The organism is Pantoea sp. SM3, from assembly GCF_000963995.1.
Lineage (GTDB): Bacteria > Pseudomonadota > Gammaproteobacteria > Enterobacterales > Enterobacteriaceae > Pantoea > Pantoea rwandensis_B.
Map to the genome: position 1 here is coordinate 175,322 of NZ_JZRD01000001.1, position 13,124 is coordinate 188,445.

12 protein-coding genes are annotated in these 13,124 nt (G+C 55.2%); 2 read left to right on the top strand and 10 right to left on the bottom strand.

All coding sequences use genetic code 11. The features are described from left to right. Positions 1 to 94 precede the first annotated feature (94 nt). Positions 95 to 736 carry a glutathione transferase gene (yfcF, locus tag VI01_RS00740; RefSeq protein ID WP_038645717.1) on the bottom strand — a complete coding sequence of 214 codons (642 nt, stop codon included), beginning with the start codon at positions 734 to 736 and terminating at the stop codon, positions 95 to 97. Positions 737 to 938: 202 nt separating this feature from the next. Between yfcF and VI01_RS00745 the strand changes: the two genes are divergently transcribed. Continuing rightward, on the top strand, positions 939 to 1,832 hold the full coding sequence (locus tag VI01_RS00745) for a TIGR01777 family oxidoreductase (RefSeq protein ID WP_038645715.1): 894 nt from the start codon (positions 939 to 941) through the stop codon (positions 1,830 to 1,832). 36 nt (positions 1,833 to 1,868) lie between these two features. Here the strand turns inward: VI01_RS00745 and VI01_RS00750 are convergent, their stop codons facing one another. The 3 genes from VI01_RS00750 to dalD are packed head-to-tail and all read right to left on the bottom strand — an operon-like array spanning position 1,869 to position 6,037. Next, entirely contained in the window at positions 1,869 to 3,149 is a 1,281-nt protein-coding gene (locus VI01_RS00750) for an MFS transporter (RefSeq protein ID WP_038645712.1), read from the bottom strand. Positions 3,150 to 3,176: 27 nt separating this feature from the next. Beyond that, positions 3,177 to 4,646, bottom strand: coding sequence for a xylulokinase (xylB, locus tag VI01_RS00755; RefSeq protein WP_045813655.1), 1,470 nt, complete (start codon positions 4,644 to 4,646; stop codon positions 3,177 to 3,179). Between the two features lie 2 nt (positions 4,647 to 4,648). Beyond that, entirely contained in the window at positions 4,649 to 6,037 is a 1,389-nt protein-coding gene (dalD, locus tag VI01_RS00760) for a D-arabinitol 4-dehydrogenase (protein WP_045813656.1), read from the bottom strand. A gap of 194 nt (positions 6,038 to 6,231) precedes the next feature. Between dalD and VI01_RS00765 the strand changes: the two genes are divergently transcribed. After that, positions 6,232 to 7,179, top strand: coding sequence for a sugar-binding transcriptional regulator (locus VI01_RS00765; RefSeq protein WP_045813657.1), 948 nt, complete (start codon positions 6,232 to 6,234; stop codon positions 7,177 to 7,179). A gap of 276 nt (positions 7,180 to 7,455) precedes the next feature. Here the strand turns inward: VI01_RS00765 and hisP are convergent, their stop codons facing one another. From hisP to purF, 6 genes are all read right to left on the bottom strand, one after another. Continuing rightward, a complete protein-coding gene (gene hisP, locus VI01_RS00770; RefSeq protein WP_038645703.1) occupies positions 7,456 to 8,229 on the bottom strand; it encodes a histidine ABC transporter ATP-binding protein HisP in 774 nt (257 codons plus the stop codon). Between the two features lie 8 nt (positions 8,230 to 8,237). Beyond that, a complete protein-coding gene (locus tag VI01_RS00775; protein WP_045813658.1) occupies positions 8,238 to 8,954 on the bottom strand; it encodes an ABC transporter permease in 717 nt (238 codons plus the stop codon). After that, on the bottom strand, positions 8,951 to 9,637 hold the full coding sequence (locus VI01_RS00780; protein ID WP_038645701.1) for a histidine ABC transporter permease HisQ: 687 nt from the start codon (positions 9,635 to 9,637) through the stop codon (positions 8,951 to 8,953). Before VI01_RS00780 ends, VI01_RS00775 begins: the two co-directional genes overlap by 4 nt. A 192-nt stretch (positions 9,638 to 9,829) precedes the next feature. After that, positions 9,830 to 10,612: a lysine/arginine/ornithine ABC transporter substrate-binding protein ArgT gene (gene argT / locus VI01_RS00785; RefSeq protein WP_034825110.1), complete on the bottom strand. Its 783-nt coding sequence runs from the start codon at positions 10,610 to 10,612 to the stop codon at positions 9,830 to 9,832. A 275-nt stretch (positions 10,613 to 10,887) separates the two neighbouring features. Continuing rightward, positions 10,888 to 11,457, bottom strand: a complete 570-nt coding sequence (locus VI01_RS00790; protein ID WP_038645698.1) for a UbiX family flavin prenyltransferase — start codon at positions 11,455 to 11,457, stop codon at positions 10,888 to 10,890. Between the two features lie 115 nt (positions 11,458 to 11,572). Further along, positions 11,573 to 13,090 carry an amidophosphoribosyltransferase gene (gene purF / locus VI01_RS00795; RefSeq protein WP_034825114.1) on the bottom strand — a complete coding sequence of 506 codons (1,518 nt, stop codon included), beginning with the start codon at positions 13,088 to 13,090 and terminating at the stop codon, positions 11,573 to 11,575. Between the last annotated feature and the right edge of the window lie 34 nt (positions 13,091 to 13,124).

A 13,124-nucleotide genomic window follows, 5' to 3' on the forward strand; every position in this document is an offset into this window, starting at 1 on the left:
TTTCGGCGTGCCCAGCACGCGCCTGTTTGCGATGCCTTATTAGAATGAGCGGTAAGGTAAAGCGTTCTTTTCGCCTCCGCAAGGCTCTTCGTGCTTAGCGCGATTTGCCTGATTCGGCCAGCCACAATTGCACTGACGCGCGTTGCCACTGAAACTCGGCGTAATGCTGCAATTTCACCGGTAACGTGTCGCCATGCAGTGCCAGGCGGTTAATCATCACCGCCAAATCGGTGTCGGCAATCGACCATTCCCCAAACAGGTTTTGTTGTCCATCCGGTAGCAGGCGCTGAACCGCCGCAATCAACTTGCTGGCCGCCTGCTCGCCTGCCGGAGTTAATGGCGCAAAGCGCTCGCCGGCAAACAGCACTTCCGTCGGGCGTTCAGCACGCAGCGCCATTAAATCACTGCGCAACCACGCCTGCACTTCACGCGCATGCGCACGCTTTTCACGATCGCGCGGATAGAGACGCTCAAATTCAGGGGCCGGAAAACGCTCTTCAAGGTATTCAGCAATCGCTGAAGATTCATTGAGCACCAGATCATCAATTTGCAGCGTGGGCACGCGGCAGGTGAGCGACAGCGCGCGATAGTCATCATCAAGCTGTGCGTTTTGCGCTAAGTCCACGCGTTTCAGGGTGAAGGGAATGCCCTTCTCGGTGAGTGCAACATAGACCGACATAGCGTAAGGGCTAAAAAAGGATGCATCGGACCACAAGGTGATGGATGGGTAGTTCATCGGCTGCCTCAATAAGCATCAGGTGTGCTTTCTATTTACCGATTTTTATTTGTTAAGGCAATGGTGTGCTGGTCGGATCTTTGACCTTAAGGCCAACACAAACTTTCCCTTTTTCTTCATTAGCGTAAGCGCTGTCACGCTATCCGTGCGCTTCTCTTCTATGATCAGTCTGAGCAGAAAATAAATTACAAGGAGGCTCAGCATGCACCTGCTTATTACCGGTGGCACAGGTTTGATAGGCCGCCATTTGATACCGCGTCTGCTGTTGCTCGGACATCAGGTGAATGTCGTCACCCGAGATGTCGCGGCGGCACGGGACAAACTGGATCCTCGCGTTTCGCTGTGGTCCGGTATCAATCAGCAAACCGATCTCGACGGTATTGATGGCGTGATTAATCTGGCAGGCGAGCCGATCGCCGATAAACGCTGGACCGAACAACAGAAACAGCGGCTGTGTGAAAGTCGCTGGCAGATTACCGAACAAATCGTTTCGTTGATCCACGCCAGCAGCAATCCACCGCATTTTTTAATTTCCGGATCCGCGACCGGTTTTTATGGTGATACCGGCGATCTGGTATTAACGGAAGATGATCCTGGTCACGATGAGTTTACCCATGCTCTATGCGCGCGCTGGGAGCAACTGGCGCTTAACGCACAGAGCGATCGCACCCGCGTGTGCCTGTTACGTACTGGCGTAGTGTTAGCCGAGGAAGGCGGCGCATTGGCGAAAATGAAGCTGCCGTTCAAGCTGGGTGTCGGCGGCCCCATTGGCAGCGGTAAGCAGTATCTGCCGTGGATTCACATTGACGATCTGGTTAACGCCATCATCTGGCTGATCGACAATAATCACCTGAACGGACCGTTCAATATGGTTGCACCTTATGCGGTGCGTAATGAACAGTTCGCCGCCACACTCGGCCACGTGATGCATCGACCGGCGTTTATGCGCACCCCAGCCAGCGCGATTAAGTTGATGATGGGAGAATCCGCCGTGCTGGTGCTGGGTGGGCAGCATGTTTTGCCGAAACGGCTGGAGGAGTCGGGTTTTGGCTTCCGTTGGTATGATTTGCAGGAAGCGCTGCAGGATGTAGTCTGATAAACAGACGGCGGCCCTGAGCCGCCGTTTTTTCGCTTAGCTGCGTTGTTCCGCTACTCGCGATTTCACCGCCCTCTCTTCACGCGTGTGTCCCGGCTGCGGCACGCGAATGATAAAGGTGAGTACACCCGCAAACACATACAGCGCGGTGTAAGCCCATACCACCCCGACAATATCAAAGAACGGCAACATCACTGAGGCGATAGCCGGAGCCACGAAATTGCTCAGGCCCGCCGACAGGTTATAGATCGAGACGGCGGCACCTTTGTGATGCGGCTCCAGCGTCGGAAATACTGCCGTCATCGGTACAAATGCCGCCACAAAGATCCCCAGCATCACTGCCGGAATCAGCGCCACCCAGAAGTTGTGACCGGCATACAGCGGCAGGTAGTAAAACATCAGGCTGGAGATCGCCATCCCCAAACAACCGAACCAGCGTACCTGACGGATCCAGCCTAGCTTCTCACCGGTAATGCCCCAGAAGATGTTGGTGAAAATGGTGACAAAGAAGAACACTGCCCAGATCTGCAGCCATTCAGAGATGGTGAAGCCGAGACGATCGACAAACAGCAGTGGCATGATGATGGCAAAACCAAACAGCGACAGCGTGTTGATGATGCGAATCAGGCAGGCATAAAACACATGCTGGTTGGTGAACAGGATGGTCACGGCCCGCGACATCTCGGTCATTTTGTCACGCATCGGCAAATTCACACGTGAGCGATCCACCGGCACGTTGCGCAAGCTGAAGTACGCCAGAATACCGCCACAGGCCACCCAGATAATCGCCAGCCACAGTGTCCCGGTTTCTCCCAGCATCGGGATGGTCAGGCTTGGCAAATAGCTGCCAACCACGCCGATGCCGACGGAATACATTGCCCAGAACCAGCCGGTTGCTGCTGCCAGTTTCTCACGTGGTAAGACCTGCACCAGCATCATCATGAACGAGTAGATAAACAGCGGATAAGCCAGCCCGCGGATGCCGTAGAACAGCACCATCAGCGGGTAGTTGCGCAGGCCAAGCCCCAGCGACATAAACAGCGCATGCATCACGATCCACAGCACAAAGCCAATCATCATCGCGCGCTGCGGGGTGATCAGCTCTGCCACCACGCCAGACGCCCAAGCCGCCAGCGCCGCCGCTAAACCATAGAAAGTAAACACCACCGCAGATTGCGCAGGCGTAAAGCCCATATCCGTGATATGGCGCGACAGAAACGCCATTTCAAAGCCATCACCCGCCATAAAAATCGCGATAGCGAGGAAGCCCCAGAACATCTTTTTCGGTAAGCCAAACCAGTATTCGTTCGATTGCATCACAATCACCTTCTGTTCGGTAAGCCGTTATGCAGGCAGCAAGCTGCGCACCTGTTGTTGTTGGATGTAGAGTTCGCGGAACAGACGCAGCCGCTGTTGCAGCACGGCACCGCGCGTCGCGTCCGGTTGATAGCGCGCCTGTACTGCAGGTTTCAGGCAAACCTCATGCTCAAGACCGCCATCCGCCAGCCACGCTAAACGCGCGGCGCCCAGCGCACCGGATGCACTGGCCGGATGGGTGACGATAGGCAGTTGCAGCACATCGGCAATCAGCTGTGCCCACAGCGTGCTACGCGCACCACCGCCGGTCAGGCTGCATTGCTGAATGTGATGCTGAGCGTCCCCGAGCACGGCTAACCCATCCGCCAGCCCAAATGCCACACCTTCAATCACCGCATAGCCCAGCAAGGCACGCGGCGTTTCATGGCGTAGATTGAAGAAAGAACCGGAGGCGTCAGGATCGTTATGCGGCGTGCGCTCACCAGACAGATAAGGCAGGAAAACCGGTGCGCAGCGCAGTTGTTCATCACTGAGCTGTGCCATCTCCTCCATCAGTTGGCTTTCGCTTACCGACAGCAGATTGCACAGCCAGCGCAGACAACTGGCGGCGCTGAGCATCACACTCATCTGATGCCAGCGGCCCGGTAGCGCATGGCAGAAGGCATGCACACCGGATTGGGGATCGGCCTGTAAGCGATCGTTCACCACGAAGATCACGCCGGACGTGCCCAGTGAAATAAAGGCATCGCCCGGATTCACTGCGCCCACGCCAACCGCTGAAGCGGCATTGTCACCGCCACCACCCGCCACCGTCACTGAAGTGGATAAGCCCCACTCGCTCGCCAGTGCCGGTTGCACACGGCCACTCACCGCGCTGCCTTCCACCAGTTCGGGCATCTGGGCGCGCGTCAGCCCGGTGATGCCCAGCAGTTCATCAGACCAGTCACGCTGCGCCACATCCAGCCACAACGTGCCGGCAGCATCGGAGGGTTCACTGACAAAGCGCCCGGTAAGGCGCCAACGCAGGTAATCTTTTGGCAGCAAAACCTTATCGATGCGGCTGAAGATCTCCGGCTCATGCTCTGCCACCCAGCGCAGTTTCGGCGCGGTGAAGCCGGGCATGATCATGTTGCCGCTGATCGCCATCATCTGCGGATAGCATTTATGCAGCACATCACACTGCGGCGCACTGCGTGTGTCGTTCCACAAGATGCATGGACGCAACACCTTGCCGTCCGCATCCAGCAGCACAGCGCCATGCATCTGACCGGATAAGCCGATAGCGCGAATCTCGGCCCACGCATCAGGGGATTGATGACGCAATCCCGCCAGCACCTCGGTGCAAGCTTGCCACCAGCGTTCGGGATCCTGTTCTGCCCAGTGGGGATGTGGGCGCTGCACAGCCAGCGTGGCGTGCTGAGACGCCACAATCTCGCCGTCTATATTAACGATCAGCGCTTTAAGTTCTGAGGTGCCGATATCGATGCCGAGATACATGATTACACCGCCGCCAGTTCTGGCTGTTTCAGCCACTGCTGCAAACTCTCAACACGACGCGTCACCAGCGCATGAAAAGCCTTGTCATTGGCCAGTTCCGCAAACAGCGCGCTGTCACTCAGGAAGGACGCCAGCGGGTCGGCACTGGCAAATTGTTTACGCAGCGCATCGGCCTGTAGCGCGCCATCCTGATAGGAATACGGCAGATCGTCATTGGCCCAGCGCTGCATAAACAGGAAGAACAGCGCCGGAATCACCGCCGTTGCGCTGGGCTGTGCACCGCGCTGGTAGCACTCTTGCAGGGTTGGCGTCACCATGCCGGGAATTTTGGACAGGCCATCAGCGCCCACGCGCTGATTGGTGTCTTTGATGTATGGGTTGCTAAAGCGGGCCAGCACTACGTCGCGGTAATCGGCTAAATCAAGCGGGCTGGGCGACAGGGAGGGAATGACATCCTGAGTGACGTAGTCATGCGCCAGTTGATAAATCGCCGGATGACGTGTGCTGTCATCGATATAGTTCAAGCCAATCAGCGTGCCCGCCCAGGCAATCGCGGCATGCGTCGCATTGAGGATGCGGATTTTCGCCTCTTCCCACGGCAGCACCGATTCCACCAGCTCAACGCCGACCTTTTCCAGCGCCGGACGCCCGGCAATAAAGTCATCCTCAATCACCCACTGAATAAAGGACTCCGCCATCACCGCAGCGCGATCCTGTTTGCCGGTTGCGGCTTGCACGCGCTCCGCCACATCCGGCGTAGGGCGCGGTGTGATGCGATCGACCATGGTATTCGGTGAAGTGGTCTGCGTGCGCACCCAATTGGCTAGCGCGGCATCGCCTTTGGCCGCAAGGAAGGCGAGGAACCCCTCACGGAAACGCTCGCCGTTATGGCGCAGGTTGTCACAGTTCAGCAGTGTGACTGGCGCGCCGCCCTGCACAACACGCTGCGTCAGGATACGGCTGAGTGCGCCATAAATAGTGCGGATATCGCCGCTCAGGTCGGCCTTCACGTCTGCCTGGTTAAGATCCAGGGTGAATTCAGGCGTCAGGTAGTAACCCGCTTCAGTCACGGTAAAGCCAATTACACGAGTTTCCGCATTGGCCCCCTGCTCAACCAGCGCGCTGATTTCACTGTCCCACGGCAAGATTTTGCGCAGCGAAGTGATAGTTTCATAGTCGCGCTCACCTTCAGGCGTCACGGTTTCCAGCACATATTCGCCGTTCTGCGCCGCTAACTGATTGAGCAGCGGTACAGCGTCATTGCGAATATTGCCGAGCGCGATGCTCCAGCTTTCGTCTCCCTGCTCGCGCAGTTTATGCAGATACCACGCCTGATGTGCCCGATGAAATGATCCCGCGCCGATGTGCATCCACACTGATTGATTGGTCATAATCGCCTCAATTAAACATTTGCCACAAAAAAGGGCATTTGCCCGATAGCCAGTAGCATAGTGCGCGTGGAGAGGTTCTTTCTGCGAGCCTTATCACAAATAATACTTTTGCTCTTTTTTAGGGCTTTTGCTCAGTTAGTGCTTTTCGTAAAACACGCGCTAAGATGACGCATCGATTTTGACGGAACAGCGTGATGAGCAGAGAAGAGAAAAAGCAGGAGCTGGCCGCACGTGCCGCGTGGATGTATTACGTTGCAGGCGTAACACAGCAGGAGATTGCGCAGGCCTTGGGATTATCACGTCAGGTCGCGCAGCGCCTTGTCTCCAGCGCACGTGAGATGGGCATGGTGAGCGTAAAAATCGATCATCCCGTCACGCACTGTTTGCAGCTGGCGCGCGAGGTGCAGGAGAAATTTGGTCTGGATCTGTGCCGCGTGGTGCCATCGGCCAATCTGAATGATGACGCCATTCAACAAATGCTGGCGGTAGAAGGCGCGGCGGTGATGTCACAGTTTATCAATGAGGAAACGCCGCAGGTGTTCGGCATTGGTTCGGGCAAGACGCTACGCTCAATGATCGATGCATTGCCGTGGGTGGACCGCCCGCAGCATCAGTGCGTTTCGATGATTGGGGCGATTGCACGCGATGATTCCGGTACCCGCTACGATGTGCCATTGAAAATGGCCGAAAAGATGCAAGGCAAATATTTCTTCATTCCTGCGCCGCTCTACGCCGACACACCACAGGATAAAGCAATGTGGGTGCAGCATCAGGTGTATCAGCGCGTCACCGATCGCGCATTGCAGGCGGACGTGGCCTTTGTTGGTATTGGGGAAGTGATGCCGGGCTGTCCGTTAAATGCCGAAGGATTTATTACCGATGCGCAGGTTGAAGCGCTGAATGCGCGCGGCGTGGTGGGCGAAATGCTCGGTCATTTTTTCAATCAGCAAGGTGAGCGCGTGTGGGGCGAAACCGATGAGCTACTGACCAGCGTATTGCTGGAGAGCCAGACACAGCGCAAGATCATTGGCTTTTCCGGCAGCGAGCGGAAATACCCGGCGATTCGGGCTGCGTTGCAGGGTGGCTGGGTATCGGGACTGGTAACCGATGAAGATACGGCGCTGAAGTTAATGCGAGAGTAACCGTACGCGCACCATTGCCTCATCTCGCCCGTACGATTATTAGCCAGTTGTGCATCGATGCCTCATCTCGCCCGTGCGATTATCGGCTAGGTACGCATCGCTGCTTCATCTCGCCCGTGCGGCGATTGGCCAGGTACGCACCGATGCTTCATCTCGCCCGTGCGATTATTGGCCAGGTACGCACCGATGCCTCATCTCGCCCGTGCGGCGATTGGCCAGGTGCGCATACTGCGCACCCTACATTAGTAGGGTCGCCATTGATGGCGACCTGGTCAATTACTTCAGCGATCCCGACAGGAATTGCTGCAAGCGCGGGCTTTTCGGGTTGCCGAAAAGTTCATCTGGCGAGCCCTGCTCTTCAATCTTGCCCTGATGCAGGAAAATCACGTGATTGGAAACATGACGAGCAAACTCCATCTCGTGCGTCACCACCACCATGGTTTTACCCTCTTCAGCCAGTTTCTGCATGATGCGCAGCACTTCGCCAACTAACTCGGGATCGAGCGCAGAAGTCGGTTCATCAAACAGCAGCACTTCCGGCTCCATCGCCAGGGCGCGGGCAATGGACACACGCTGCTGCTGACCGCCGGAAAGATGCACCGGATATTTAGCGCGCGCACGCTCATCAATGCCGACTTTATCCAGATATTTAATCGCACGCTCACGCGCTTCGGCTTTGCTCAGCCCCAGTACCTGGATTGGCGCTTCGGTGACGTTGTCCAGCACTGTCATGTGGCTCCACAGATTGAAGTGCTGGAACACCATGGTCAGACGAGTGCGCAGTGAACGCAGCTGCTCTTTGTTGGACACTTTCAGCTGTCCATCGGTATCACGCACCAGATTGATTTGCTCGTTGTTGACCGAAATGGTGCCTTCGCTCGGCTTTTCGAGGAAGTTAATGCAGCGTAAGAAGGTACTTTTCCCGGAACCGGACGAGCCAATAATGCTGATCACATCGCCGGCGTTCGCCTGCAGTGATACGCCTTTCAAAACTTCATGTTCACCGTAACGCTTGTGCAGTTCGGTAACGCTTAATTTGTTGTCAGCCATAGTGATACTCAATGCGATGAAGAAGGTTTCACGTGCGCCAGGAAGCGGCGTTCCGCCTTGCGGAACAGGCTAATCAGCACGTAAGAGATAATCAGATACAGCACCGCAGCGATGCCAAACGCGGTAAACGGCTGGTAGGTCGCCGAGTTAATATCACGCGCGATTTTCAACAGATCCGGCACCGTGGCAGTAAATGCCAGCGCGGTGGAGTGCAGCATTAGGATCACTTCATTACTGTAGGCTGGCAGCGCGGTACGCAGCGCCGACGGCAGAATGATGCAGCGATACATTTTAAACGGGGAGAAACCGTAAGCGCGTGCTGCTTCAATTTCGCCATGGGGAACGGAGCGAATGGCACCGGCAAAAATTTCGGTGGTGTAAGCGCAGGTGTTCAGCGTAAAGGCCAGCAGCGTACAGTTCAGGCCGCTGCGGAAGAAGGCATTCAGCAGCTCCGATCCTTTCACCACTTCCAGCGTATACATGCCGGAATAGAATACCAGCAGCTGGACATACAGCGGCGTACCGCGGAACACATAGGTGAACAGCCAGACGGGCGTTGAGATATAACGATTCGGCGATACACGCGCAATCGCCAGCAACACCGCCATGCAACCGCCGATCACCACGGAAAGAATCAACAACCACAACGTAATGGCGACGCCGGTAAAACGGTAACCATCGGTCCAGAGCAGCTGTTTCCAATACTCCTGAATAATATCGATCATAGCTCTGCCCTTTTCACACCCACCGTGTAGCGGCGTTCAAGCCACCACAGCACGCCGTTCGACAGCGTGGTAAACACCAGATAAATCACCCCCGCGACGATCGCGAAGTAGAACGGCTGCCAGGTACTTTTACCCGCCAGCTGCGTGGCTTTCACCACGTCTTCCAGCCCCAGCAGCGACACCAGCGCCGTGGCTTTGAGAATCACCTGCCAGTTATTACCAATGCCTGGTAACGCAAAACGCATCATCGCCGGGAACAAAATACGACGGAAAGTTTGCGAACCGGTGAAACCGAAAGCGGTAGCCGCTTCAATTTGCCCTTTTGGCACAGCGAGGAAAGCACCACGGAAGGTTTCGGTGAAATAGGCACCATAGATGAAGCCAAGTGTGATGATACCGGCCACCATCGGATCGATATCAAACTGCGCCATGCCCAGCGCATCAGTGACCGTATTGAGGGCGATTTGCAGACCGTAGAAGATCAGCAACATCAAAACCAAGTCGGGCACACCGCGGATTAAGGTGGTGTAGCCTTCAGCAATCATCACCAACAGGCGACTGCGAGAGAGTTTGGCGCCAGCGCCCATTAAGCCAAGCACTAAGGCGAGCACCACCGAGCTGAGTGCCAGCTCAAGAGTCACCAGGGTGCCTTTTAGGATTACTTCAGAATAGCCATACAGCATGGGTTCGATCCTGTCGTGAGGGAAAATAACAAACGCTGCCCAACTAACGGACAGTCCTGACCAGGATTTGAATCACAGGGTAGATGGCGGCAAGCGTATGAACCCCGGGAGTTTACATAAGTAAGCGCCCGGAGTGAATAGTTATGACCAACCCTGCTGCAAATCAATCATCAAGGTCAGAAAACAGGACAATTAATCGCCGTATACGTTGAAATCAAAGTACTTCTTCGCAATCTTGTCGTAAGTGCCATCTTTACGCATGGCATCAAACGCTTTATCGATGGCCGCTTTCAGGTCGGCATCATCTTTGCGTAAGCCCATACCGGTACCCACACCAAAGATTTTGTCATCTTTAACCGCGGGGCCCGCAAACGCATAGTTTTTGCCAACCGGCTGTTTCAGGAAGCCTTCACTCGCCTGCACTTCATCCTGGAAAGCCGCATCGATACGACCTGCATCCAGATCCTGATACACCAGATCCTGGTTGGCGTATGGCGTCACGGTGACACCCTTAGGACGCCAGTTTTCGTTCGCGTAGGTTTCCTGAGTGGTGCCCTGTAGCAGACCGATGTTTTTACCTTTCAGCGATTCAATGGTTGGTTGCAGGCTGGAACCTTTCTTCGCCACTAAACGCGCATTGGCGGCGTAGAGTTTTTCAGAGAAGGCGATCTCTTCCTGACGTTTCTCGGTGATGGAGAGAGAAGAGATGATAGCGTCGATCTTCTTCGCCTTCAGCGACGGGATCAGCGCATCAAAATCACTTTCCACATAAGTACATTTGGTCTCGATACGCTTACAGATTTCGTTCGCCAGATCGATGTCAAAGCCGACTAACTGGCCTTGTGCATTCTTGGATTCAAACGGCGGGTATGTCGGGTCTGTCCCGATGCGCAGCGTTTTTGGTACCGCAGCGAACACGCTCGCAGCGCTGGACATGGCCAGCATCAGGGAAAGAGCCAGAACTCGCTTTTTCATAGGTAACCCTCAAGTGAAGTGCTTATTGTTATATGGTCGTGATGTGTGTTTGCGCTGAATGATTTGCAGGTTTCATGCCAGTTATGCAAAACGGCGAAAGCGTGCTCAGGCGCACTAAATACCGCGCCCTTCAGGGGCGCAAGCACTTAGTTTGTGAGGGAAATATAACAGCGGCGTGAGGAAGAAAAAGCGACATTGTTAACTTTTGGTGCACAAGATGCACGAAGAGTGATCGGGCACGCGAAATTGCACACAGTTAGTGCAAAATTGCACCATTATGCGCCATGCCAACGGGTAAACAGGTCTTGCGGCAGCTCAATATCGAATTGATCGATGACGCGATTGACGGTTTGATCGACCAGATCTTCAATTTTTTGTGGGCGGTGATAAAAAGCGGGCACCGGCGGCATGATCAGGGCGCCCAATTCCGCGGCAGTGGTCATCATGCGTAAATGCCCAAGATGCAGCGGCGTTTCGCGCACGCACAGGACCAGTTTACGCTGCTCCTTCAGCACCACATCGGCGGCGCGCGTCAGCAAACTATCACTGTAGCTGTGCACGATGCCGGAAAGGGTTTTCATTGAACAGGGTAAAATCACCATACCGAGTGTCTTGAAGGAACCGGATGAGATGCTGGCCGCGATATCACGTACGTCATGCACCACATCAGCCAGTGCTTGCACATCACGCAGGCTGTAATCCGTTTCCAGCGATAACGTCTGACGCGCAGCCGGACTGATCACCAAATGGGTTTCCACATCGGCCAAAGGTTGCAGCACTTGCAACAATCGCACGCCGTATATCGCGCCACTGGCGCCGGAAATACCAATGATCAGTCGTTTCATTATTCAGCCCTACCCGTTCAGATTGCGGCAATGATAGCCGCTCACTGAGCAAAAATACAAAAACAAACAGGGCGGAGTCTCCCCCGCCCTGTTAAAGATGAGCACCACGCGGCGGTTAGCCTTCGTTATGCAGCTCCAGGCCTTCTACTTCGTTCTGACGCTGAATCGCTTTCGCATCGTCATTACGCAGTGACTGCAAATACTCGAGGTACTGCTGGTCGACATCTTTGGTGACGTAAACGCCGTTGAATACCGAGCACTCAAACTGTGCGATATCCGGGTTCTCTTCACGTACTGCTTCGATCAGATCATCGAGGTCCTGGAAGATCAGCGCATCGGCTTTGATCAGCTGACGAATCTCTTCCACTTCACGACCATGCGCGATCAGTTCGGTAGCGCTTGGCATGTCGATACCGTAGACGTTCGGGAAACGAATTTCCGGCGCGGCAGACGCCAGGTAGACGCGTTTTGCACCGGCTTCGCGCGCCATTTCAATGATCTGCTCAGAAGTGGTGCCACGCACGATGGAGTCATCGACCAGCAGCACGTTCTTATCACGGAACTCGGCACGGTTGGCATTCAACTTACGGCGAATCGCGCTACGACGCATATGCTGGCCCGGCATGATAAAGGTGCGGCCCACATAGCGGTTTTTCACGAAGCCCTGACGGTATGGTTTGTCGAGAATACGGGCGATTTCCAGCGCGGCATCAGTGGAAGTTTCCGGGATCGGAATGACCACGTCGATATCCAAGTCTTCCCATTCACGGGCAATTTTCTGACCGAGTTTGGTGCCCATACGCACACGTGCGCTGTAGACCGACACCTTATCAAGGAAGGAGTCCGGACGCGCAAAGTAGACGTATTCGAACAGGCATGGGTTGGTTTTTGGATTCTCAGCACACTGGCGCGTGGAGAGCTGGCCCTGCTCGGTGATGTACACCGCTTCACCAGGTGCCACATCGCGGATGAACTCGAAGCCTAACGTATCCAGTGCCACGCTTTCAGACGCCACCATATATTCGGTGCGACCATCAGCAATCACGCGTTTACCCAGAACTAATGGGCGAATCCCGTTTGGATCGCGGAACGCGACTAAACCATGGCCAATAATCATCGAAACCACTGCGTAAGCGCCGCGCACCTGTTGGTGCACTGCCGCTACCGCAGCAAAAATGTTGTCAGCTTCCAGCGGGTCATGCTGGAAACGGTCGAGCTCCTGCGCAAAGATATTCAGCAGGATTTCAGAATCAGAGGTGGTGTTAACGTGACGGCGACCCACTTCGAACAGATGCTTACGCAGTTCGTGCGCGTTGGTCAGGTTGCCGTTGTGCGCCAGCGTAATGCCATACGGGGAGTTTACGTAGAAAGGCTGCGCTTCAGAAGCGCTGGAGCTGCCCGCGGTTGGATAGCGAACATGGCCAATCCCGATATTACCCTGCAAACGCTGCATGTGGCGTGCTTCGAAGACATCGCTCACCAGGCCATTCGCTTTACGCAGACGGAAGCAGTTAAGCGCATCGATGGTACAAATGCCGGCGGCATCTTGCCCGCGGTGCTGCAGCACCGTTAACGCGTCATAGATCGACTGGTTTACTGGCATAAAACCGGTGATACCAACAATACCGCACATGTTGTCATTTCCTCATTGGCCGCACTCCCGGTGG

Coding starts and splice junctions, on each gene's coding strand:
- VI01_RS00765 (WP_045813657.1), top strand. CDS start 6,232: ATGAGCAGAGAAGAGAAAAAGCAGGAGCTGGCCGCACGTGCCGCGTGG.
- dalD (WP_045813656.1), bottom strand. CDS start 6,037: ATGACCAATCAATCAGTGTGGATGCACATCGGCGCGGGATCATTTCAT.
- VI01_RS00780 (WP_038645701.1), bottom strand. CDS start 9,637: ATGCTGTATGGCTATTCTGAAGTAATCCTAAAAGGCACCCTGGTGACT.
- VI01_RS00750 (WP_038645712.1), bottom strand. CDS start 3,149: ATGCAATCGAACGAATACTGGTTTGGCTTACCGAAAAAGATGTTCTGG.
- yfcF (WP_038645717.1), bottom strand. CDS start 736: ATGAACTACCCATCCATCACCTTGTGGTCCGATGCATCCTTTTTTAGC.
- argT (WP_034825110.1), bottom strand. CDS start 10,612: ATGAAAAAGCGAGTTCTGGCTCTTTCCCTGATGCTGGCCATGTCCAGC.
- VI01_RS00790 (WP_038645698.1), bottom strand. CDS start 11,457: ATGAAACGACTGATCATTGGTATTTCCGGCGCCAGTGGCGCGATATAC.
- VI01_RS00775 (WP_045813658.1), bottom strand. CDS start 8,954: ATGATCGATATTATTCAGGAGTATTGGAAACAGCTGCTCTGGACCGAT.
- hisP (WP_038645703.1), bottom strand. CDS start 8,229: ATGGCTGACAACAAATTAAGCGTTACCGAACTGCACAAGCGTTACGGT.
- VI01_RS00745 (WP_038645715.1), top strand. CDS start 939: ATGCACCTGCTTATTACCGGTGGCACAGGTTTGATAGGCCGCCATTTG.
- xylB (WP_045813655.1), bottom strand. CDS start 4,646: ATGTATCTCGGCATCGATATCGGCACCTCAGAACTTAAAGCGCTGATC.
- purF (WP_034825114.1), bottom strand. CDS start 13,090: ATGTGCGGTATTGTTGGTATCACCGGTTTTATGCCAGTAAACCAGTCG.